Source organism: Aminobacter sp. HY435, assembly GCF_027568395.1.
Classification (GTDB): Bacteria; Pseudomonadota; Alphaproteobacteria; order Rhizobiales; family Rhizobiaceae; genus Aminobacter.
This window is the reverse complement of sequence record NZ_JANKZL010000012.1, coordinates 151520-173292: the sequence shown is the minus strand read 5'-3', so window position 1 is coordinate 173292 and position 21773 is coordinate 151520. Positions and strand designations below refer to the sequence as shown.

The window sequence follows — 21773 nt, the reverse complement described above, 5'->3', positions numbered from 1 at the left end:
TGCCGCAGTGTGGCTTACGGGCATCCGGGTCTCGGCAGTAGCGGGGGCAGCAGTCATTTTGTGACCCAGACCTCGGGCAGGCTCGGGAAGCCCTGGGTCAGCATTGGATGCCAACCCTCGACGCGAGCCTGCGCAGGGTGCAGCAGCACGGCTGCCCAGATCGGCAGCGGATTCTGGATGTTCTGATAGATGTACCGCTGGATTTCCCAGACCTTCTGCTGGCGCGCAGCGGGGTCAGCGATGCCCTGCTGTTCCCGGATCATTTCCACCAGCTTCGGATCGTCGATCCCGGTGTAGTTGCGGTTGCCTTCTTTCAGGAAGTGGGTGGTGAAATACTCATTTGCCTCTGCAAACGGGCTCATCATCAGGAACATGCCCTGGAAGTTGCCTTCCTTGCCCAGCGCCTGTCCGGCCACCATGTCGACCATCTTGATCTCGGCCTTGACGCCGATTTCGGCGAGGTCCTGCTGAATCCATTCGGCTTCTCGAACAAACTCCTCGCCGTAGTTCAGCACCGTAAGCTCGAAGGTCAGGCCGTCGGCGAAGCCGGCTTCGGCGAGCAACGCCTTGGCCTTTTCGTGGTCTGGCGTGCCGTAGAGCGCGATGCGTTCTTCTTGCGGCAGTGTTTGGGCGACCAGGGCCGCGCCAACGACGCCGCCAATGCCACCACCACCGCGGACGACCTCGCCAAGGCCCTGGCGGTCGATGGCAAGGTTGATTGCCTGGCGCACGCGCAGATCCGAGAACGGCTTGAAGGTCGGGTTGAGATACAGCTCGCTCTGGGTGTTCGCTACCGTCTGGATATCCTTCATATCCGGAACCGCCTGCTTCAGCCCTTCCATCTGGGTCAGGTTGAGCGGACCGAACCAGATATCGATCTGGCCGGAGCGGAAGGCCATGATGCGGGCGTTCAGGTCCTTGATCGGCAGGATCTCGACTTCATCGAGATAGGGAAGCTGCTCGCCCGCATCGCTCTTGCCGAAATACTTCGGGTTACGAACATAGCGCGTCGCCACGCCGGCCTCGTTCTGGGTCAGGATCCACGGTCCGGTGCCGATGACCACGGTGTTGCGATCATAACCACCGTCAAAGGCTTCTCGCGGAAGGATCCACATGTTCTGGTGGGCAAGGGCCTGCAGCAAGACGACATTGGGCCGCTTCATGGTCATCACGACCGTGTGGTCATCAGGTGCGGTGATGGTGTCCACAGCGGCCAGCTGCCCCTTCTGAACGCCGCCCTTGCGGATCGCTTCGTAGGTAGCCACCACATCCGCCGCAACGAAAGGCCGGCCCGCGACGGGCGCAATGTCCTGCCAAACCACGTCCGGGCGCAGGTGGAACGTGTATTTGAGACCGTCCTCCGAAACTTCCCAGCTCTCGGCCAGGGCGGGCTTGGGAACGAATTGGCCGTAGGCGATGTCCGGCCCGGTCTTCCACTCGATGAGCCGGTTCAATGCCAGGCCCAGCCGTGAATGCACGCCGAATTCCGTACTCGCCAGCGGGTCGAAATTCGGTGCTTCGCCGTGGACATTGATCGTCACCTTGCCGCCATGGCGCGGCGCCTCCTGGGCAACTGCCATCCCCGGCAAGGCTAACGAAGCAGACAGCGCGAGCGCAGGGGTGATGCGTCCCAGTACATTTCCGTAGTGCAGCATTCGTTCGAGCATGGTGTTCCCTCTTGTTTTGATTGTTGACTGGTTTCCGGGTTTGGAAGTCCGCGCCTATCCCGGAACATTCATTGCTGGTGACGGGGGTCGAGCACGTCCCGCAACGCGTCACCAATGAGGTTCAATGCCAGCACGCTGATGGTCAGCATCAGCCCGGGAAAGACAATCAACCAGGGTGCGGTGCCAATGAACCGGGTTCCATGGGACAACATCGTTCCCAAGGACGGATGCGGGGGCGGCGTCCCGACACCAAGGAAACTGAGAGCTGCCTCGGTCATGATCGCCACGCCGAAGGCCAGTGACCCCAGCACCAGCATCGTCGGCATGAGATTGGGTGCGCCGTGCGTTAGCATGATCCTGAGCGGCGACGCGCCGATGACCTGCGCCGCGGCAATGAAATCCTGACCGCGAACCTTGAGCATTTCGGAGCGAACGACACGAACGAAGCGCGGTATCTGGGCAAGTGTCACGGCAATGACGACGTTGCGGACGCTTGGACCCAGCATCGCCGCGATGAACAGCGACAGGACCAGCGACGGCAAGGTGTCAAGCGCCTCGACCACACGCTGGATGATCGTATCGACCCAGCCACCGAAATAGCCCGAGATCATCCCAATCAGGCCGCCGACGATCATGGTGAAGGTCACCACCATCAACCCGACGAACAGCGAGATGCGCGTACCATGCAACACACGTGAAAAGACGTCGCGACCGATGTCGTCAGTGCCAAACCAGTGCAACAGGGACGGCGCTTTCAGTACGGCGCGCCTGTCCTGGTGCAGCGGGTCGAATTGCGCGATCCATGGCGCAAGAACCGCGAGCAACAGCACGAAGGTCAGGATGATTAGAGCGCTGCAGCCCACGGGGTCACGCAACAGGGCGCGCAGTATAGCGAGCGCACGGCTGCTGCGCCGAGGCATCTCGGCGGCTTCGACAGCAAGAGTCATGAGCGCGCCTCCCGGACACGCGGATCGACCATGCCATAGGACAGATCAACCAGCAGATTGACGATGATGGTGATGAGGCCATAGGTCAGCACTGCAGCCTGCAGGACCGGGTAGTCCCGGGTTGCGACGGCTTCAAACAGCAGGCTCCCAAGGCCTGGAATGTTGAAGATACGCTCGATGATGACAGTGCCGGAAAGCAGATGCCCGAATTGCGTCCCCAACAGCGTGATGACCGGGATCAGCGCATTCTTGAGGCCATGTCCGACATAGATGCCGTAGGACGAAACCCCGCGCGCTCTGGCTGCCCGAATGAAGTCGGCCCCGATCACCTCCAGCATGGCGGAGCGGGTCAGTCGCGACAGCGCTGCCGCAACCCCGAGCGACAGGGTGACCGCCGGAAAGATGACCTGCTGCAAGTTGACGAGCGGTGCGTTGGAGAAACTGCGATAGGGCAGCGGGATGAAGTAGCCGATGGCGGCGAGGCCAGTCAGCGTCAAAAGCCCCAGCCATAGTTGCGGAATGGCGAGAAACACGGTCGAGGTGACCCGCAGCACCATGTCTCCGGGTGTGCCTCGCCACAAAGCGGCGCCAACCCCTGCCCCGATACCCAGGACCGCCCCCAGCACGATGGCCAGGATTGACAGCTGCATGGTCGGCACGAGCGCGGCCCCGATCTGCGCGGCCACCGGTCGGCCGGTCCAAAGCGAGTTGCCCAGATCCCCAACCAGCACGCCCTTCGCCCAGTGCCCGAACTGCGTGGCAATCGGCTGATCCAGCCCGAGCTGCGCCCGCTTCTGCTCCAGCAGCTCCGGCGTCACCGCGCCGGCTTCGGACAATTGCTGGTTTACAATGTCGCCAGGCACGAAACGAATTGCCACGAAAACAAGCAGTGCCACGGTGGCAAGAACCAGCAGGCCAAGAACAGCACGACGCAAGGCGAAAGTAAGCATGGCTCAGGACTTCCGCTGCCAGCGCGACGTCGCTGCCACATCATCGACGGGAAGGCCCGCTTCCTGCCAGCCTCCGAATCCGCGATCCAGATGCCAGACCTTGCCGTAGCCCATCTCGATGAGCGCGAGCGCTGCCAGGACCGAGCGCCCACCTCCGGCGCAGTAGACGACATATTCCGCGTCCTCCGTGAAGAAGCGTCGATGGTAGCCCATGGCCGGATCAGCCCAGAACTCCAGCATCCCTCGCGGAACATGGTGGGAGCCGGGAATTGCTCCGCTGTCGATCAATTCCTGAAGTTCTCGGATATCGATCAGCGTTAGCGCATCGCCACGCGCCTTCCGTTCTGCCAACGCGGCCGGTGAAAGCGTGGGCACCTGCGACCGCAAGCTGTCCACCCAGGCCATGGTGTTTCGTATCGCCATTTGTCCTCCCTCCCCCACGGTCAGCCTCGGACCCGGTCCGAATGCAGGCTGCCTTGGGCGGTCAAAGCCCTGCGCAACCCTTCGAGAGGGTCGCTTTCACGCGCCAGGTGCACCTTCGTCTCCCACGTCCCAAGATGCTCGCACATGCGCTGCTCAGCGGCGGAGACATCGTTGCTCGCCAAGGCGTCAACCACCGAAACATGCTCGCTGTAGGACATGCGCGCGTCGCTCGGCGTCTGGTGGCGCATCGTGAAAAGCGTGGTCAGGACAGTCAGGTCACGAAGCTTGGCTGCGAGGATGCTGTTGCCCAGGCACTCGGCAAGGCAAACGTGGAAATCACCCAGGAGGTAGCTGCGGCGGCCTACGTCGCTGCCCTCGACCGCCTCCTTCTGGAGCCGGAGATGCTCACGCAGCCGCTCCAGCGGAGCCGCCTCGAGAGTCCGATTGCGACGGGCCAGACTGCGTAGCAGCCCGGTCTCGATGATCTCGCGCGCCTCATAGAGTTCGCGCGCCTTGTTGACGTCGACTTCGGTAAAGAACCAGCCCCTACGCGGGCTGACGACAACAATGCCTCGCGCCGCCAGATCGACCATCGCCTCGCGAACGATCGTGCGGCTGCATTCGAACAAGGACGCGATTTCCTTCTCGCCCAACCGCGCACCCGGCTCAAACTTCTGGCTGAGGGCCGCGTCAATTATTCGATCGCTGATATTCGCCGCCAGGCTCAAGATGTCCTCCAATCTTGTATGCAAGATATGAATGCAAGATTCCTCGATGACTTGCAACCGAAAAGTTGCGGCTCCAACCATGGCCATGGTCGGAGGAAGCACATGGCTGCGCACCCGGTCGCAGGCTTGGGAAAAGAGGCTTCGACAGGGCATATCAGACGGCCCGGCGAGCGCTTCCGCCTTGGCCGGATCGACACGCGGCGGACGCTCTGGCTGGATTTCGGTTGAAATGAGATGGCAACTCGGCCGAACGGCGCGCGAGCCTTCCCGGCCGCAGCAGCGGGATCCGGCCGTCGCTTAAAGAGCGGATGCCACGTCTGGGGCAACGCACTTGGCAGCGCCCGGCAATCTTATGTCGTGATTGGTCTGCGGCTCTTCGTGCAGCAGATGTACCGGCACGGCAAGGTGCGACATGACCATGCCTCGCGGCTTGCCGCGAGGCAGTTGGTTTCAACAGGGGCCTGCTACGGTCGCTCGAATGCGAGCAACATGGGATTGTGTCAGGCTATCAGGCCGATCGCATGATCGGCCTGCCGTCATCAAGCCGGAAACGCGTCCAGCTGGAAAACCTCGTCATGGGTGGCGACAAAGATGTCACCGTCGGTGGTTACCCAGCCGCGGAACATGCCGTCGGTATTGTACGGCGCCGCGATCGAGCCGTCGGCTGCCACGGCGACAAGCCCGGCACCGATCTGATGCGGCTTCAGGTCTTGATGAATGACCTTGCCCGATGCTGCCTCGAGGGTCTCGTTCAGGTAGGCCATGCGGCTTGCGATTTCGTGCCCGACGACATGGCGGATGAAGAACTCACCCTTGCCGGTGCCGGATACGGCGCAAACACCGTCGCGCGCATAGGTTCCCGCGCCGATAATAGGGGAATCGCCCACGCGCCCATCGGGTTTGTTGTTGTAGCCACCCGTCGATGTAGCGGCGGCCAGGTGGCCGGATGCGTCCAGGGCAACTGCGCCGACGGTGCCGTGTTTTTCGGATTCCTTTGCGGCAGCGGCAGTGCCGCTGGCTTCATGGGCCTTCATCGCAGCGAGTGCCTTAACGCGACGCTCGGTCGTGAAATAAGCCTGCGGTTCGACGGCAAGTCCATTTTTTTCGGCGAACTGGTCGGCTGCGCCGCCAGTGAGCAGCACGGCATCGCCTTTCTCCATGAGCGCGCGCGCAGCCTTGACGGGGTTGCGGATCGCTTGGGCCGCACTGACGGCACCTGCCGCCAATGTCGCGCCGTCCATGATCGAGGCATCAAGCTCGTGAACGCCGTTTTCGTTCAATGCGGCACCATGCCCTGCATTGAAATGCGCGCTATCTTCCATGACCACAACCGCCGCCTGGACAGCATCCAGAGCGGAGCCTCCAGCACTCAGCACGGTCCAGCCAGCCTTGAGCGAGCGCGCCAGATCCACACGCGCGGCCGTCCATTCGGCTTCGCTCAGGTCAAGCTGGGCCATCACTCCACAGCCGCCATGAATGGCAAGGGCAACCTTGGCCATGTTTCAGTCCTTTCAACCGGTTTCAGAATTGGAAAGGCCGGGCGCTGAGCCCGGCCTTTTGAGGTATCGTGCCGGATTACTTTGCCGGGCGGATGTTCATCGCCAGGGTGTCTTCATCGGCGCGCGGCGTCAGGGTCACCTTGTCCTTCTTGAGCGCCCAGGCGCTGAGCAGCGTCGCCAGCGGCAGGTCGGGACGGTCCGTTGCAGCCAGTGCATTGGCCTTTTCCAGCAGGGCGCGACGGGCATCCGCGTCCATCTCGGCGGCGGCGTCCTCAATCAGCTTGTCCATTTCCGGGTTTGCGTAGCCGCGAACGTTGAACGCGCCGAGCGACTTGGCGGGCTCATTGGAGTGCATCAGCGACGACAGCATGTAGTTTGCCTCGCCGGTCAACGTGCCCCAGCTTGCCATGTAGAGCGAATATTCGCCGCGGGTCTTGGCCGGATTGAAGACGGCAGCCGGCACACCACTGACATCGGCGGTGATGCCGATGGTTGCCAGCATCTGCGCAACCGTCGGCCCAAGTTCCGACGGCATCCGATCGTTGGCATAGTTCAGCGTGATCTTGAAACCATCCGGGTAGCCCGCTTCCGCCAGCAGTTCCTTGGCGCGCTTGACATCGAACTTGGGCGCTTCAAGCGCCTTGTCGAAGCCGAAGATATTGGCGGTCACGAGCTGCGTCGGAACGACAGCCAGGCCTTCCAGCGCGAACTCGACGATGGTCTCACGATCCAGCGCCAGATCGAACGCTTCACGAACGCGCGGATCAAGCATCGGGTTCTTGTCGAGCTTGGCGCCGTCCTTGGCAAAGACCTGCGGGCTGTCCTCGCGGAAATCGAACTCCAGGTAGCTGATGAAGATGCTCTCGTTCTTCACCACCGCCAGCGAGGAATCCTGTTCGAGAACCGGAACGTCCGCTGCAGGAACCTTGGAAATGATGTCGACCTGACCGGCCTTCAACTGGGCGACGCGCGCCGCGTCATTCGGAATTTCCTTGCGGATGACGCGATCCCAAGGCTCGGCACCACCCCAATATCCGTCAAAGCGCTCAAGGACGAGGTCCTGGGTCGGCGCCCATGAGACAAACTTGTAGGGGCCGGTTCCGATCGTTGCCTTGCCGCTGTTGAACCCTTCGGCAGCGGTTTCCTGCGTCGAATAGTTGGCGGCCGCCGTGTGCGAGGTGATGAACAGGCGAATGAAGTCATTCGGCAGATTGGGAGCCGGCTTTTCGGTCTTCACGCGGACCGTGTGAGCATCGACAACTTCCACCGACTTGACGCTGCGCACGAAGATGGTCGCCGGATTGGGACCTGTGACGTGGGGAATGCGCTCGATCGAGAATTTCACGTCCTCGGCGGTGAAGTCGGATCCATCATGGAATTTCACGCCCTGTCGGAGCTTGAATTCCCAGGTCGTCTGGTCCAGCGCTTCCCAGCTCAGCGCCAGCGACGGTTCAAGTTCGAGATTGTTGCCCGAGCGGATCAGCGTGTCGAAGATATGCTTGGTGGCTTCCGCATTGGCAGACGTTGCCGTGAAATGCGGGTCCATGGAAGCCGGCCCAGCCTTGATTGCCATCACCAGGTCGGCGGCAAGCGCCTGACCGGCCGTGAGCAGCAGCGCTGTACCAAGCATCAGCGCGCGTATTTGTTTCTGCATAGCTATGTAGTTCCCTTTTTTGATTCCGCGGTTTTCTACTCTTCGATCGCAGGCGCGTCGGAGAAGATCGTTTCCGGCCAATCGCGGGACGCGATGACCATTTTGGCGAGAATATCGGACAGCATCATGCGTTCGGCCGGGCTCAGCGTCTCGAGCATCATGCGTTCACGCTTGATCATCGGCGCCATCTTGGCCTCGACGACGGCTCGCCCCGTGTCGGTGAGGCACAGCACCACGCGACGAAGATCGCCGAGGTCTTCTTCGCGCCGGATCAGCTTGAGCCGGGTCAGCTTCTTGGTGGCGCGGCTCAGCGTGTTCTTGGGGAACCCGGAACCGGCGACGACTTCGGATAGCGTCGTGCGATCTCTCAGAAACAGCGAGTAGAGCACCACGAATTCCGGCCGCAACAGGTCATGGTCGGCGCCGATCATGCCGTAGACCGGATTGTTGTAGTGCAGGGCGAGATAGTTGATGCGGAACGACAGCCAGCACGGGTTGGACCACAGCTTGGCGTGCAGGATGTCGCTCTCGTCGATCCTTTCATTCACCGCTTCCGCACGCCCGGCGCGGCCTTCGAAAAGCGCGATCCTGACCAGATCGTCCATTCGCCCCTCCAGCGATTAAGTTCCATTTAGAACAAAATACCGGCACAATAGGCGATGTCAAACACGTTTTTTGTTCCACTTGGAACTTGTGTGCGGTGGGCTTTCGAGGTTACAGGTTTTGGAAATCATCTCCGCAAGAGACGAAAGCGAACAGGTCGGGAAGGAATTTCGGATGCATATCAATGCGATGAACTGGATTCAGGTCGAAGAGCGCATCAAGACGGACGATCGCTGCATTCTGCCGATCGGCAGCGTCGAGCAGCATGCGCGCCTGAGCCTCGGCACGGATATGATCCTCGCGGAAAAGATTTCGCTGGATGCAGCCGCACCGTCAGGCGTGCCGGTCTTTCCGGTCGTGCCTTACGGCCTGGCCTCCAGTTTCGCCGACTTCCCCGGCACCGTGTCCTTTAGCCTCCGCACCTATGTCGGCGTCATTGAAGACATCCTCGACAGCCTCCACCACTCCGGCTTCCGGCGCATCCTTGTTGTCAACGGACATGGCGGCAACACGCCGGCGGCAACTGTCATCTCCGAATGGCTGAACCGCAATCGGCAGGCCAGCGTGAAGATGCACGACTGGTGGCGCGCTCCCAAGACGATGGCCAAGGTGCTTGAAATCGACAACCGCGCCTCGCACGCGTCCTGGATGGAGAATTTTCCGTGGACCCGCCTGCAAGGCGTCGCACAGCCGGCGCACGTCCAGGAGCGCGTCGATTTCGACGGCCTGTCACGCGTCGATGCAGGGCGCAAGCGCGAGCGTCTCGGCGAGGGTAATTACCACGGCCTGTACGAACGGCCCGACGCCGACATGCTGGCGATCTGGGACGTGGCGGTCAAGGAAACCCGCGCGCTGCTAGAGAATGACTGGCACTGATCGGGCAACGACGGGATGCACAAATAACCCCGACAGCATGCTGGCGGGATGCGAGCGGGAACAGGGCTGATGATTGCATTTATTGTTCGGCGGATATGGCAGGCAATGCTGGTCATGCTGGTCATGTCGATGCTGGTATTCTTAGGCGTCTTCGTCATCGGCAACCCGGTGGACGTGCTGATTTCTCCCGATGCGACGCAGGAGATCCGCCAGCGGGTCATTGCGCAATACGGGCTCGATCTTCCGGTTTGGCAGCAATATCTGCATTTCATGAACAGCCTGCTTCATGGCGACCTGGGCCGCTCCTTCGTCTACAACATGCCGGTTTCCGAGCTCATCGCATCCCGCCTTCCGGCGACGATGGAACTGGCCGTGATAGCGATCCTGCTGGCCAGCGTCGTTGGCATACCTCTCGGCGTGTACGCCGGATACAAGCCCGACAGCTGGCTTTCCAAGGCGATCATGGCCTTGTCCATACTTGGCTTTTCCGTACCGACATTCTGGATCGGGCTGATGCTGATCATGGTCTTTGCCGTGCAGCTCGGCATCATGCCGGCCGGAGGACGCGGCGAAACAGTTACGCTGTTCGGTGTCCCCTGGAGCTTTCTCACGCCCACCGGCTTGCATCATCTGGCGCTACCGGCCATCAACCTTTCCTTGTTCAAAATGTCGATGATGATCCGGCTCGCGGCCTCCGGCACGCGGGAGGTCATGCTGACCGATACCATCAAGTTCGCCCGTGCCGCCGGGATCGATGAACACACCATCCTGCGCAAGCATGTCCTGCGCCTGATCTCCATCCCGCTGGTGACCGTCTTCGGGCTGGAGCTGGGTTCGACCATCGCCTTCGCAGTGGTAACCGAGACGATCTATTCGTGGCCCGGCCTCGGCAAGCTGATCATCGACAGCATCACCTCGCTCGATCGCCCGGTCATGGTCGCTTATCTCATGCTGGTGTCGCTTTTGTTCATCACGATCAATCTCGCCGTCGATCTTGCCTACGCAGTGCTTGATCCGCGCATGCGCAAAGGAGGTGGAAAATGACCGCGACCTTGTCGAAGCCTCGGACGTCGTTTGGCTTTTGGGCCGAATTTTGCCGGCATCCGGCGGCGGTGGCAGCCGCGGTTGCTGTCGTTGCCATCATCGTGCTCGCGGTCTTTGCACCGCTCATCGCGCCTCAGGATCCATACGACCTTTCGAACCTGGTGTTGCGCGATGCCCGAAAGGCTCCGGGCTATGTTGGGCAGGGCGGGTACATCCATATCCTTGGAACGGACAGCCAAGGCAGGGACCTGTTTTCCGCCATCCTTTACGGGCTGCGGATTTCGCTCCAGATGGGACTTGTGGCCGGTGCCATCGCCTTCACGATCGGTGCCCTCGTGGGATCGACGGCAGCCTATGTCGGCGGCCGCTTTGAAGCATTCGTCATGCGCTTGGTCGACCTGCAGCTGTCATTCCCGGCGATTCTTCTCGCCTTCGTCGTGGCCGCCCTTCTCGGGCAGGGCAAAAGCCAGCTGATCGTTGCGCTGGTGTTCTCGCAATACGCCTATTTCGTCCGCACGGCGCACGGTGCCGCTTCAGCCGAACGGCACAAGGACTATGTGGAAGCGGCGCTCTCGGTTCCGATGAGCGGCTGGTTCGTCGTAACTCGCCACATCCTGCCCAACGCGCTGCCTCCGTTGATCGTCGTTGCAACCGTGCAGGTGGCAAGCGCGATCTCGCTCGAAGCCACCCTGTCGTTTCTCGGTGTCGGCCTGCCGCCCACGGAACCTTCGCTGGGCATGCTGATTTCGACCGGCTTCCAATATCTTCTGTCGGGTCGGTACTGGATCTCGATCTACCCCGGCGTGGCCCTGATCGTGTTGATCATGGCAATCAACATCGTTGGCGACCAAGTGCGTGACCAGCTCAATCCAAGGCTGAAGAAATGACGACCCCCCTGCTCGAAGTCACCGATCTTCACACCCATTTCGAAGCGCGCAGCGGCACGGTAAAGTCCGTCGATGGCATTTCGCTCCATCTGGAGCGCGGTGAAATCCTCGGCCTCGTCGGTGAATCCGGCTCGGGAAAATCAATCACCGGCTTCTCGCTGATTGGCCTGATAGACAAGCCGGGGCGCATCGTTCAGGGCTCCATCAAGCTGGAAGGACGCGAACTCGTCGGTCTCAACGAGACTGAACTGCGCAAGATCCGCGGCCGGGAAATCTCGATGGTCTTTCAGGACCCGATGATGACACTCAACCCGGTTCTGTCAGTTCTCGACCAAATGACAATGGCTCTGAGGGCGCATGAGAACTTGTCCAATGCGGATGCACGTGTGCGCTGTGTCGAAGCGCTGCGGCAGGTACGTATCGTCGACCCGGAACAGAAAGTGGACTTTTATCCGCACCAGTTTTCGGGCGGCATGCGCCAGCGCGTGGCAATTGCCATTGCCTTGCTGCACAAGCCCAAGGTGGTCATTGCCGACGAGCCGACGACCGCGCTCGATGTTTCGGTCCAGGCCGAGATCCTTGTCGAAGTCAAGGCGCTGGTCGCCGAGCTTGGCATCTCGATGATCTGGATCAGCCACGATCTCGCTACCGTGGCGTCTATCTCGAAACGCATAGCGGTGATGAAATCCGGAAAGATCGTGGAAACCGGTCCGGCGGGCGATGTGCTGCGTGCTCCCGCCCATCCCTATACGCAACTGCTGCTGGACGCATTGCCGTCGCGCGCCAAGCCGGGCCAACTTCTGGGCGCACGGGCACGCGAAACTGACGCTTCGGATGAAAGCGACGTCACCGTCGCGGTCGAGCCTGATCCCGACTTCGTAACCGTGAAAGGTGCGATCAAGCGCTTCGAATGGAAGACCGGCTTTTGGGGGCGCATCGGCGAGAGGCTGGGCGTCGTCAAGCAGAAAAAGGCGGTTCTCGCAGTCAACGACGTCAGTCTTTCCATTGCCAGGGGTGAAGCCCTCGGGCTGGTCGGAGAATCGGGGTCGGGAAAATCCACGCTGGGACGCATGGTATGCGGCATCTATCGTCCATCCGAGGGTGAAATCAGGCTCGCTGGTGCGCCGGTCATGTTGGAAAATCAGCTGGGACGGAAGCTGACGACCAAGGTGCAGATGATATTTCAGGACCCTTTCGCATCGCTCGACCCCCGTCGCACCATCGGTCAATCCATTGCCGAAGGCCCAATCGCCCATGGACTGACAACCCGGGCTGGCGCACGCAGCTATGTCGCAAAATGGCTTGAGGCCGTGAGTTTGGATCCCGCGGTTGCCGATCGCTATCCGCACCAATTCTCCGGAGGACAACGTCAGCGCGTTGCAATCGCCCGCGCGCTTGCAATGCGCCCCGATGTGATCGTCTGTGACGAGCCTGTCGCCTCGTTGGACGTATCAATCCAGGCACAGATATTGAACCTGCTTCTGACCCTGCGCAAAGAACTTGGCCTTACACTGCTTTTTATCAGCCACGACCTGTCGGTCGTACGCCACCTGTGTGATCGCGTTGCGGTGATGTATCGCGGCAGGATCGTGGAAGAAGGAACGGCCGAGGAAATCTTCAGAACGCCGAAGGATGCCTATACAAAGATGCTCCTCGAGGCCATTCCAAGGCTGGCTTGACACAAGCACGCGTGACGAACCGTTTTATGGACGCAACCCGCCCTGAGGCCGATCGGCTCGTGGAGCGGGTTGCCGTCGATCTTGTCCACTACTGAGCTTACGCGGTTCTCTTAGCGGATTTCCCGCGCCACCGCCTGGAGCTTCTGGAAAGCGGCGTAGCGGCGGGCATGCTGCTCCGCCGTCTTGCCATCGGCCGGCGCATAGGTGCTGGCCGTGCGCGAAAGGCTGGCCATCGCGGCGCCGATGTCGGCAAAGACCCCTGCAGCCACGCTTCCCAGAATCGCCGCCCCCAGGAGAACCGGCTCCTCGGCCTGCGTTGCCAGCACCGGCTTCCCGGTCGCATCGGCCAGCAGCTGGCGAACGAGATCGAGCTGTCCGGCGCCGCCGCTGATGACGATCTTGTCGATCGGCGCGCCCGACGACGCCTGTACGTCGATGATCTGGCGCAGCCCATAGCCGATGCCGCACAGTCCCGCGATGTAGAGCGCGACGAGGTTGTCGACGTCGTTTTCCATGCCGAGGCCGGCGATGACGGCGCGGGCATGCGGGTCGGCGAACGGCGCTCGATTGCCGAGAAATTCCGGAACGACGTGAAGCCCGCCGGCCAGGTCCACCGTCTGCGACAGCTTGCGGACCTTCTTCGCGGCGAGTTCGGCGAGCAGGACCGGAAGCGATACGCCTCGAGTGTTGGCCAGTTCCTGCGCCCTGCCGGCCGCCGGATGGAAAGACAGCAGCTGTTCGATGGCAGCACCGGCGGCCGATTGACCACCTTCGTTGAGCCACATGCCCGAGACCATCGCCGAATAGTACGGTCCCCAGACACCGGGGACGAACACCGGCTCGGCGGTCGACGTCATCGTGCAGGACGACGTTCCAAAGACGTATCCGAGGTTGCTTTCGGGCGGGCCGTCTACACCGACGGTGCCGATGCCGCCGGCATGGGCGTCGATCATCCCTGCGCCGACAGGGGTTCCCGGAACCAGGCCAAGTTCTTCGGCCGCGCGCGCGCTCAAGCCGTTGCCGACCGCCGAGCCGGGGTCGACCACGTCCTGGCCGATGCGGGCAAACGCTTCGTCGGCGAGCACGCCAAGGCCGATCTGGCGGAAATAGCTCGGGTCCCAGCGCTTCTCATGCGCCAGATAGGTCCACTTGCACGTCACCGTGCAGGTCGAGCGGGCCAGATCGCCCGTCGCGCGCCAGGTGAGGAAGTCGGCAAGGTCGAAGAACTGCCATGCGGCGTCGAAGACCGCGCGACGGTTCTCGCGCAGCCACAGCAGCTTGGGCGTTTCCATCTCCGGCGAGATGCGGCCGCCGACATAGCGCAGGACGTCGTGGCCCTGGGCATTGATCCGTTCGGCCTGCGCGACCGCGCGGTGATCCATCCAGACGATGATGTCGCGCTGCGGATCTTCCGACGGCCCGACCGGCAGCGGGCTGCCGTCCTTGCCAAGCACGACCAGCGAGCAGGTCGCATCGAAACCGACGCTGGCGACAGCGTTCGGATCGACGCCGGCCCTGGCGACCGCTTCGCGAACCGAGGCGCAAACGGCCGCCCAGATCTCGGTGCTCGACTGTTCGACGATCGAGCCAGCCTCGCGATAGAGCGTGATGTCGCGCTTGGCCGATGCCAGCATGGTGCCGGTCAGGTCGAACAGGCCGGCCCTGGCGCTGCCCGTCCCGACATCGACGCCGATGAGATAGCGTTCGCCGCCCGTGGGGCGCGCGGAGGAAGTGTTGGTCATTGTCTACCGCCTGCAATCAGAACTGGATCGGCGAAGGGAAGTCCTGCGTCGAGCGCACTAGAGATCGACGCTGTTAGGCAGGATCACCAGGTCGCGGATGGTCACGTTGCGCGGACGCGTCAGCATGAACAGCACCGCATCGGCCACCTCCTTCGGCTGCATCAGGCTGCCATTGGCCAACGCCTCCTCCATCTTCTCCTTCGGCCAGTCGTCGAGGAGCGCTGTGACGACGGGACCGGGCAGCACCGCACCGACGCGCACGCCATGCTGCGCCACCTGGCGGCGCGTGCTGTGGACGAAGGCCTGAACGGCAAACTTGGACGCCGTATAGATCGGCTCCCAGATGACCGGCACGACACCGGCGATCGAGCTGGTGAAGAGGATGTCGCCGGACTTCTGCGCGATCATGTGGGGCAGCACCGCATGGACCGAGCGGAAGGCTGCGTTGATGTTGAGGTTGAGCATCCGGTCCCAGGCGTCCGGATCGCCATCCGCTACCGGACCGCCAATGTACGCGCCGGCATTGGCGTGGAAGACGTCGAGCCCGCCGGCAATCTCGATGATGCGCGGCAGCATGCCGGACACCTCGGCCGGCTTGAGCAGGTCGACGACAAGCGGCAGGGCGTTCGGGCCCAAGTCCTTGCAGAGCTGCTCGAGCCTGTCCTGCGCCCGGTCGATGAGGACGACCTTGGCCCCTTCGGCCAGAAGCGTGCGCGCGCATTCGAGCCCGATGCCGGAGGCGGCGCCGGTGATGGCGACGACCTTGCCCTTCATGAGATCAGCCATTGTAGAACTCCATTTCGAAATATTGCGTCAGGCACGGCCGTGGCTGACGCGCGAGCGCCGTGCGAGCGAGTCGACGATGACTGCGATTGCCAGGACGCCGCCGGTGATCATGTAGCGAAGCGACGAACTCAGGTTCAGAAGCGTCAGGCCGTTCGAAATCGCCTGGATGACGATGATGCCGAGCAAGGCCGAATAGGCGCTGCCGCGTCCGCCGAACAGGCTGGTGCCGCCGATGACGGCTGCCGCGATCGCGTTCAGGTTGACGTCGCCGGTACCGGCCTGCTGGCTTGAGGAGGCCAGCCGCGCGGCGGACAGAACGCCACCCAGCGCGGCAAGCGTCGAGCACAGCACGAAGGCGCTCATGTAGATCCGCCGCACGTTGATGCCCGAGCGACGCGCCGCTTCCTTGTTGCCGCCGACGGCGAACATCGAGCGGCCCCACTTGGTGCGCGTCAGCCCATAGTTGAGCATCACCGCAAGCGCGACGAACAGGCCAAACATCCACGGCACGCCACGACCGAGGTTGAGATAAAAGACCGCGAGTTCAAGCGCCACCGTCAGCACGATGGCTTTCAGGATCAGTGCCCCGAGCGGCTGGGCCGAAAGATTGGCGGCCTGGCGCTGCCCCATGGTGCGCATGCCCTTGGCGATCATCACGGCACCCGGCAGCAGCGCGAGACCGTAGGAAAGCCAGTCCGGCATGATCAGGATCTGACCGAAGCGGACGAGCGGCGAGGCATAAGGCAGGTTGATCGAGCCCGTCGGCCCGAGGATGTAGAGCTGCAGGCCGAGCAATGCGAGCAGGCCGGCGAGGGTCGCGATGAAGCTCGGCATGCCGAGGCGATTGTAGAGGTTGGCGTAGAGCAAGCCGACGCAGGCGCCGACGACAAGCGCTGCGATGATCGCGCCGGCAACCGGCCAGCCCTGGTTGACCCACAGCACGCCGACCATCGCCGAGGCCAGGCCGCTCATCGAGCCGACCGAAAGGTCGATCTCGCCGAGCACCAGGACGCAGATGATCCCGAGCGAAATGACGCCGACGGTGGCGCAATCGAAGAGCAGGTTCACCAGGTTGTTGGGCGCGAGGAAGACCGGATTGAGCGCCGAGAAGACGACCGAGATGACGATCAGGCCCACCGCCACCGGCAACATGCCGAGGTCGCCGGAGCGCACGCGGTCGGCAAACCCGCGCAGCATGCCGAAGACGCCCTCGTCGCGCCGCACGCGTTCGTCGCTGCGATCGAGCTTCGGTTCGCCCTGAGCGAGATTGTTGGAAAGGTTCTGGCTCATGCTGCCCCCTCGCTTGCTTCGCTGACCAGGCCGGCCTTGCGGTCGAGACGCCTGGAAACGGAATTTTCGGTGGCGCCGGTGATTGCGGCGACGAGTTCCTGGTTGGAGGCATCCGGCAAGAACACGCCGTTGTTGCGTCCGAGCCGCAACACGACGATGCGGTCGGCCACGGCGCGCACGTCCTCCATGTTGTGGCTGATGATGATGACGCCGAGCCCGCGCTCGCGGACACGCTCGATCAGGTTGAGCACTTCGGCGGTCTGCGCCACGCCGAGCGCCGCCGTCGGCTCGTCGAGCATGATCACCTTGGGATTGAGCAGAAGCGAGCGCGCGATGGCCACCGTCTGGCGCTGGCCGCCCGACAGGGATGCGATCGGCTCGCGCACCGAGGGAATGCGCGCGGCGAGCTCGCGCAGCAGCCTCCACGCGCGCACTTCCATCGCCACCTCGTCCAGCTGCCACGGCGACATCTCATGGCCGAGGAAAAGATTGGCGACGACGTCGAGGTTTTCGCACAGGGCGAGATCCTGGAACACCGTGGCGATGCCGAGGCCCAGCGCCGTGCCGGGGCTGTCGAGCGTCACCCCCTGCCCGCAGAATTCAATGCTGCCCGAGCTCGGCTGGTGCACTCCGGCAAGGACCTTGACCAGCGTCGACTTGCCGGCGCCGTTGTCGCCGACCAGAGCCACGACCTCGCCGGCCTTGACGTCGAGCTCGATGTCGGTGAGCGCGGACACGGCGCCGAAATTCTTGGAGATGCCGCGCAGCCGCAGCACCGTCTCTCCCTTGGCGGGAATGTTCTGGGTATCAGCAGTCATTGCCCTGACCTCTCGACGGTAGGCGTCCGGCCGCGACGAGCGCGGCCGGACCTTGTTTGCATGCTCAGTTGATGATGCCGAGTTTGCGGCAACCTTCAACATACTCGCCGGTGCAGACTTCTTCCGGCTTGTTGATGCCCTTGTCGAAGATCTCGGCCTTGATGTTCTCGGAGGTGACGACCGCCGGCACGAACAGCTGCGACGGCGTGTCGTAGAGCTTGTTCGGCGCTTCGGGGGTCTCGCCCTTGAGCAGCTTCACCGCGACATTGGCGGCAGCGGCAGCCACGATCTCGGAAGGCTTGGAGATGGTGTTGTACTGGTCGCCCGAGATGATCAGCTGCAGCGCGGCGATCGTCGCGTCATTGCCGGTCACCGGGGGAACCGGCTTGACGCCGGCCGCTTTCAGCGCGGCGATCGCACCACCGCCGGTGCCGTCATTGGCGGCGACGATGCCCTTGATCTGGTCACCGAAGCGGGTGATCTGGCCAGCGGCCCATTCCTGAGCCTTCGGCGGCGCCCAGTCCGGCGTGTCGAATTCAGCGAGCGTCTTGTAGGGTGATGCGTCGAGGGCGGAATCGATGCCGTCGCGGATCAGGCCGGCGGCAGCGTCGGTCGGCGAGCCGTTGATCTGGAGCACGCCGGCGCCATCCGGAACGCCCGAAGCCTTCAGGTGGTCGACCAGCGACTGGGCGATGGCACGGCCGATGCCTTCGTTGTCGAAGGAGACGTAGTAGTCAGCCGGCTTGCTGGGGATCGGACGGTCATAGGCGATGACCTTGACGTCCTGCGAGTGCGCGATCTCGACCAGTGCTGCGGCTGCCGCGGAATCGACAGGGTCAAGGACGATGACCTTGGCGCCCTGGGCGATCACGGAGTTGAACTGCTGCTGCTGCAACGCCACGTCGGCATTGGCGTTCTGGTAGATGACCGTGCAGTTGGGGCAGAGCTTTTCCATCTCGGCCTTGAAGCCGGGATAGTCATGCTGTTCGTAGCGGGTCGAAGCCTGGTCCGGCATCAGGAACGCAACGGTGGCAGCATCCTGCGCCATCGCAGCGCTGCCAAGCGTCACGGCCAAGCCGGCCGAGGCAAGCAAATAAGCAATCGTCTTCATATGTTTCCTCCACCAAGGATTTTCTGGGCCGGCGGCTCAGGCTTCCAAAAGGGGAGTGCGGAAATCAGGCGACGCGACGCCATTTGATGACGCGCGGGATCGAGCGTTGCGGCCTGGGCCACCGCGTCGATCGTCTCGGTTCCTGATCCGACTCCTCCCTGAGTCAGCTTCGCTTTGCTGGCGACTTCATCGATTGCGCAAGCTTGCTCAATCGATGAAGCAGAATTGCCCCTTCTCGCGGTTGATGTCAAGGTGGCTCCGAAGTGGAGGCCTTATTCGTGAAGCGAAGCACGCAGACAAAACGAACGACGATCTACGATCTCGCCGAACTGGCCGGCACGTCGGCGAGCGCGGTAAGCGCTGTGCTGAACGGAAACTGGAAGAAGCGGCGCATCAGCAGCCAGTTGGCGGAGAGGATCACGCTGCTCGCCCAGGAACAGGGTTACGCCCTGAACATGCAGGCCAGCGTGCTGCGCCGGGAGCGCTCGAAGATCATCGGCATGATCGTGCCCAAATATGACAACCGCTACTTCGGCTCGATCGTCGAGCGTTTCGAGGCCATGGCGCGCGACCGCGAACTGTTTCCCATCGTCACCTGCACCCGCCGCGATCCGGCCCTGGAAATAGAGGCGGCGCGGGCCATGCTGTCCTATCAGGTCGACTGCCTGATCGCGACCGGTGCCACCGACCCGGACAGGATCGTCGATCTGTGCGCGGCGGCGGGCGTTCGCACCGTCAACCTCGACCTGCCGGGATCGAAGGCGCCGTCGGTGATCTCGGACAATTATGGCGGAGCGCTCGAACTGACGCGCCGGGTGCTCGCAAACAGCGAGAAGAAATTCGGCGAAATGACCCCGCTGCTTTTTGTCGGCGGGCGCGGAAACGACCACAACACGTCCGAGCGCGTGCGCGGTTTCCGAACGGCGCACGCCGAGGCCGGCATCGAAGTCGACGAGCGGCTGATCCTGACGTGCGGCTACGCGCCGGAGAAATCGGAACAGGCCATGAAGCATCTGGCCGAAACTGTCGGCACGCTGCCGCGCGGCATGTTCGTCAACTCGACGATTTCGCTCGAAGGGGTGATGCGCTGGCTGCGCGGCTCGGGCCAGTATCCCGACAACATGCCCCTGCTCGGCTGTTTCGACTGGGATCCCTTCGTGGCGATGCTCGGCGACCACATCGAAATGGTGCGGCAAGACGTGCCGGCCATGCTCGACGCCGTGTTCGAGATCATCGATTCCGGTGGATCCGAGCTGAAGACCGTCCAGATTCCGCCGATCGTCGAGAAGCTTGGATAGCGGGGACTGCGACTTCACTCGCCGCGAAAGTGTTGTTGCCGGTCCTCACATCGCGCGTTCTGACTTGCGGGTGATCAGTATCTGCAGCGGAACCACGATGCACAAAAGCGCAGCGACGAGCAGGGTGGAAAGTGCGGCGGCGCCCGGGAGATCCGGCACATCCCACAACGTCCACATCACTGTCGACATGACCATGTTGGAGTTGGTCATCAACAGCAGCGGGATCGTCAGGTCACGCGCACTGTGCGCCAGCACCCAGATCCAGCCATTCAGCGCTTGCGGCCATATCAGCGGAATGATGACGCGGGTGAGCGTCGTCCACCAGCTGGCACCGCTGACCATGGCGGCGTCGGCCAGTTCCTTGTGCAACTGGACCAGGGCGCTGGACAGCGTGCGCGTGGCAAAAGCCAGATAGATCGTCATGTGGCCGAGGATGAGGATCGCCACGGAACCGTAGAGCGGGGTGCGCAGGTACAGCAACAGGATTGCCATAGCCATGACGATGGGCGGTATGGCGATCGGCGAGAACGAAAGCACGTCGAGCGACCGTGCGATCCAGCCGCGACCGCGTTGTGAAAACCACGCCACCACCGCTGCCAGGCACATGGTCGCGGTGCTGCTGACGAACACCAGGATCACCGTGTTCAGGATCGCGCCTTGCACCGCGCCGCGCGCAAGCACCTCGCGATAGGTGTCCAGCGACACGCGCGACAGGGCGTCCAGGCTCGGCAGCTCATAGAAACGCAGGAAGCTCGTCCACAAAAGCACGAGAAGCGGCAGGATCATCAGCAGTACGAGCAATGCCGTGCCGATCATCGCCGGTATGGACCAGCGCCCGAGCTCCGTCTGGCGCGGCCTAAAGCTCTTGCCGGAGACGACACGGTACTTTTCGCCTGCCCCCACCACGCGGAAGTAAAGCAGCATCAACAGCACCGCGACCACCAGAAGCAGCAGGCCGAATGCTGCCGACAGGCCGTAATTGGGCACGCCGACATCAGGAGATGACAGCAAGTAGATGCGCGTGCTCAGCACCGGGATGCGGGCGGTCAGCCCGACGATCAGCGGCAGCTCGAAGGTCTGCACCACCGCGATGAAAACATAGATGCCGACCGACAGGAGTCCGGGCGTGAGCAGTGGCAGCGTGATGCGGCGGGCAACCGACAACCAGTTGCCGCCGTGGACGTAGCCGGCATTTTCGAGCTGCGGATCCATGTTGCGGAACAGACCGCCGATCATGACGAAGGCAGTCGGGGTCACGCTGATGCCGGTGATGAAGATCAGCGCCCACATCGAATAGATGGTCAGCGGGCCGTCGGTGCCGGCAAGCGTGCGCCAAAGCGCGTTCAGAATACCGCTGCCGGGATTGATCAGCAAAATCCAGCCGAAGCCCAAAATGACAGGCGGCACCGCCATCCAGGTAAACAGGGCGACACGGATTGCCGTGCGGCCCGGCATGTCCGTGCGTTCGACCAGCCAGGCAAGCACGGTGGCGATCACCAGGCCGAACACCACGCTTCCCAGTGCATAGACCGCCGTGTTGAACAGCAGGACCAGCACCTGCGGATCTGTCACAATGGTCGCGAAATTGGAGAGCGTGAACTCCCAGGTCTCGAACGGCAGCGAGTTCTCCGGCAGCAGGGCTGTCCGGAACAGCATCAGCAGAGGGCCGATGACCAGCGCCGCCACGATCAGCAGCACCACGGTTTGCGCGATCCAGGGCTGGCCGGCATCGCTGGCGCGACGACGCGGCATCGTTGTTGTCTCGCTTGCC

19 protein-coding genes are annotated in these 21773 nt (G+C 62.6%); 5 read left to right on the top strand and 14 right to left on the bottom strand.

The window, feature by feature from the left end; translation table 11 throughout:
* Positions 1-53: 53 nt before the first annotated feature.
* The 8 genes from PCJ21_RS18620 to PCJ21_RS18585 form a co-directional block, all read right to left on the bottom strand.
* Positions 54-1667: an ABC transporter substrate-binding protein gene (locus PCJ21_RS18620; RefSeq protein WP_269932923.1), complete on the bottom strand. Its 1614-nt coding sequence runs from the start codon at positions 1665-1667 to the stop codon at positions 54-56.
* 68 nt (positions 1668-1735) lie between these two features.
* Entirely contained in the window at positions 1736-2614 is an 879-nt protein-coding gene (locus PCJ21_RS18615; protein WP_269932922.1) for an ABC transporter permease, read from the bottom strand.
* Complete coding sequence (locus PCJ21_RS18610) at positions 2611-3564, bottom strand: ABC transporter permease (RefSeq protein WP_269932921.1); 954 nt, start codon at positions 3562-3564, stop codon at positions 2611-2613. Before PCJ21_RS18610 ends, PCJ21_RS18615 begins: the two co-directional genes overlap by 4 nt.
* A gap of 3 nt (positions 3565-3567) precedes the next feature.
* Positions 3568-3987, bottom strand: coding sequence for a rhodanese-like domain-containing protein (locus PCJ21_RS18605; protein ID WP_269932920.1), 420 nt, complete (start codon positions 3985-3987; stop codon positions 3568-3570).
* Positions 3988-4007: 20 nt separating this feature from the next.
* Positions 4008-4715, bottom strand: a complete 708-nt coding sequence (locus PCJ21_RS18600) for a GntR family transcriptional regulator (RefSeq protein ID WP_269932919.1) — start codon at positions 4713-4715, stop codon at positions 4008-4010.
* 539 nt (positions 4716-5254) lie between these two features.
* The gene (locus PCJ21_RS18595; RefSeq protein ID WP_269932918.1) at positions 5255-6214 is read right to left on the bottom strand and encodes an isoaspartyl peptidase/L-asparaginase family protein; all 960 of its coding nucleotides are present in this window, start codon (positions 6212-6214) and stop codon (positions 5255-5257) included.
* A gap of 76 nt (positions 6215-6290) precedes the next feature.
* A complete protein-coding gene (locus PCJ21_RS18590; RefSeq protein WP_269932917.1) occupies positions 6291-7868 on the bottom strand; it encodes an ABC transporter substrate-binding protein in 1578 nt (525 codons plus the stop codon).
* A gap of 35 nt (positions 7869-7903) precedes the next feature.
* Positions 7904-8473 carry a MarR family winged helix-turn-helix transcriptional regulator gene (locus PCJ21_RS18585; RefSeq protein ID WP_269932916.1) on the bottom strand — a complete coding sequence of 190 codons (570 nt, stop codon included), beginning with the start codon at positions 8471-8473 and terminating at the stop codon, positions 7904-7906.
* Positions 8474-8645: 172 nt separating this feature from the next.
* Here PCJ21_RS18585 and PCJ21_RS18580 point away from each other — a divergent pair, with 172 nt between their 5' ends.
* The 4 genes from PCJ21_RS18580 (at position 8646) to PCJ21_RS18565 (ending at position 12957) form a co-directional block, all read left to right on the top strand.
* Positions 8646-9347, top strand: a complete 702-nt coding sequence (locus PCJ21_RS18580; protein ID WP_269932915.1) for a creatininase family protein — start codon at positions 8646-8648, stop codon at positions 9345-9347.
* Between the two features lie 69 nt (positions 9348-9416).
* Complete coding sequence (locus tag PCJ21_RS18575) at positions 9417-10391, top strand: ABC transporter permease (RefSeq protein WP_269932914.1); 975 nt, start codon at positions 9417-9419, stop codon at positions 10389-10391.
* Positions 10388-11278: an ABC transporter permease gene (locus PCJ21_RS18570; RefSeq protein WP_269932913.1), complete on the top strand. Its 891-nt coding sequence runs from the start codon at positions 10388-10390 to the stop codon at positions 11276-11278. Before PCJ21_RS18575 ends, PCJ21_RS18570 begins: the two co-directional genes overlap by 4 nt.
* Complete coding sequence (locus PCJ21_RS18565; protein ID WP_269932912.1) at positions 11275-12957, top strand: dipeptide ABC transporter ATP-binding protein; 1683 nt, start codon at positions 11275-11277, stop codon at positions 12955-12957. The genes PCJ21_RS18570 and PCJ21_RS18565 overlap by 4 nt, the downstream gene beginning before the upstream one ends.
* Before the next feature lie 110 nt (positions 12958-13067).
* Here the strand turns inward: PCJ21_RS18565 and PCJ21_RS18560 are convergent, their stop codons facing one another.
* The 5 genes from PCJ21_RS18560 to PCJ21_RS18540 form a co-directional block, all read right to left on the bottom strand.
* Positions 13068-14699: an FGGY-family carbohydrate kinase gene (locus PCJ21_RS18560; protein WP_269932911.1), complete on the bottom strand. Its 1632-nt coding sequence runs from the start codon at positions 14697-14699 to the stop codon at positions 13068-13070.
* Between the two features lie 57 nt (positions 14700-14756).
* Positions 14757-15485 (bottom strand): SDR family oxidoreductase, encoded by a 729-nt coding sequence (locus PCJ21_RS18555; RefSeq protein ID WP_269932910.1) that lies wholly within the window; start codon positions 15483-15485, stop codon positions 14757-14759.
* A 27-nt stretch (positions 15486-15512) separates the two neighbouring features.
* Positions 15513-16775 (bottom strand): sugar ABC transporter permease, encoded by a 1263-nt coding sequence (locus PCJ21_RS18550; RefSeq protein ID WP_269932909.1) that lies wholly within the window; start codon positions 16773-16775, stop codon positions 15513-15515.
* Positions 16772-17593: an ATP-binding cassette domain-containing protein gene (locus PCJ21_RS18545; protein WP_269932908.1), complete on the bottom strand. Its 822-nt coding sequence runs from the start codon at positions 17591-17593 to the stop codon at positions 16772-16774. The genes PCJ21_RS18550 and PCJ21_RS18545 overlap by 4 nt, the downstream gene beginning before the upstream one ends.
* A 64-nt stretch (positions 17594-17657) precedes the next feature.
* Positions 17658-18704: an ABC transporter substrate-binding protein gene (locus tag PCJ21_RS18540; RefSeq protein ID WP_269932907.1), complete on the bottom strand. Its 1047-nt coding sequence runs from the start codon at positions 18702-18704 to the stop codon at positions 17658-17660.
* 278 nt (positions 18705-18982) lie between these two features.
* Here PCJ21_RS18540 and PCJ21_RS18535 point away from each other — a divergent pair, with 278 nt between their 5' ends.
* A complete protein-coding gene (locus PCJ21_RS18535) occupies positions 18983-20002 on the top strand; it encodes a LacI family DNA-binding transcriptional regulator (protein WP_269932906.1) in 1020 nt (339 codons plus the stop codon).
* Positions 20003-20047: 45 nt separating this feature from the next.
* Here PCJ21_RS18535 and PCJ21_RS18530 read toward each other — a convergent pair whose 3' ends face one another.
* Complete coding sequence (locus tag PCJ21_RS18530; RefSeq protein WP_269932905.1) at positions 20048-21754, bottom strand: ABC transporter permease; 1707 nt, start codon at positions 21752-21754, stop codon at positions 20048-20050.
* Between the last annotated feature and the right edge of the window lie 19 nt (positions 21755-21773).

Bases quoted from the DNA above. Each gene is read 5' to 3' on its own strand.
- PCJ21_RS18530 (WP_269932905.1), bottom strand. From the start codon at position 21,754: ATGCCGCGTCGTCGCGCCAGCGATGCCGGCCAGCCCTGGATCGCGCAA.
- PCJ21_RS18620 (WP_269932923.1), bottom strand. From the start codon at position 1,667: ATGCTCGAACGAATGCTGCACTACGGAAATGTACTGGGACGCATCACC.
- PCJ21_RS18575 (WP_269932914.1), top strand. From the start codon at position 9,417: ATGATTGCATTTATTGTTCGGCGGATATGGCAGGCAATGCTGGTCATG.
- PCJ21_RS18550 (WP_269932909.1), bottom strand. From the start codon at position 16,775: ATGAGCCAGAACCTTTCCAACAATCTCGCTCAGGGCGAACCGAAGCTC.
- PCJ21_RS18565 (WP_269932912.1), top strand. From the start codon at position 11,275: ATGACGACCCCCCTGCTCGAAGTCACCGATCTTCACACCCATTTCGAA.
- PCJ21_RS18545 (WP_269932908.1), bottom strand. From the start codon at position 17,593: ATGACTGCTGATACCCAGAACATTCCCGCCAAGGGAGAGACGGTGCTG.
- PCJ21_RS18590 (WP_269932917.1), bottom strand. From the start codon at position 7,868: ATGCAGAAACAAATACGCGCGCTGATGCTTGGTACAGCGCTGCTGCTC.
- PCJ21_RS18595 (WP_269932918.1), bottom strand. From the start codon at position 6,214: ATGGCCAAGGTTGCCCTTGCCATTCATGGCGGCTGTGGAGTGATGGCC.
- PCJ21_RS18580 (WP_269932915.1), top strand. From the start codon at position 8,646: ATGCATATCAATGCGATGAACTGGATTCAGGTCGAAGAGCGCATCAAG.
- PCJ21_RS18570 (WP_269932913.1), top strand. From the start codon at position 10,388: ATGACCGCGACCTTGTCGAAGCCTCGGACGTCGTTTGGCTTTTGGGCC.
- PCJ21_RS18610 (WP_269932921.1), bottom strand. From the start codon at position 3,564: ATGCTTACTTTCGCCTTGCGTCGTGCTGTTCTTGGCCTGCTGGTTCTT.
- PCJ21_RS18615 (WP_269932922.1), bottom strand. From the start codon at position 2,614: ATGACTCTTGCTGTCGAAGCCGCCGAGATGCCTCGGCGCAGCAGCCGT.
- PCJ21_RS18555 (WP_269932910.1), bottom strand. From the start codon at position 15,485: ATGGCTGATCTCATGAAGGGCAAGGTCGTCGCCATCACCGGCGCCGCC.
- PCJ21_RS18540 (WP_269932907.1), bottom strand. From the start codon at position 18,704: ATGAAGACGATTGCTTATTTGCTTGCCTCGGCCGGCTTGGCCGTGACG.
- PCJ21_RS18605 (WP_269932920.1), bottom strand. From the start codon at position 3,987: ATGGCGATACGAAACACCATGGCCTGGGTGGACAGCTTGCGGTCGCAG.
- PCJ21_RS18560 (WP_269932911.1), bottom strand. From the start codon at position 14,699: ATGACCAACACTTCCTCCGCGCGCCCCACGGGCGGCGAACGCTATCTC.
- PCJ21_RS18585 (WP_269932916.1), bottom strand. From the start codon at position 8,473: ATGGACGATCTGGTCAGGATCGCGCTTTTCGAAGGCCGCGCCGGGCGT.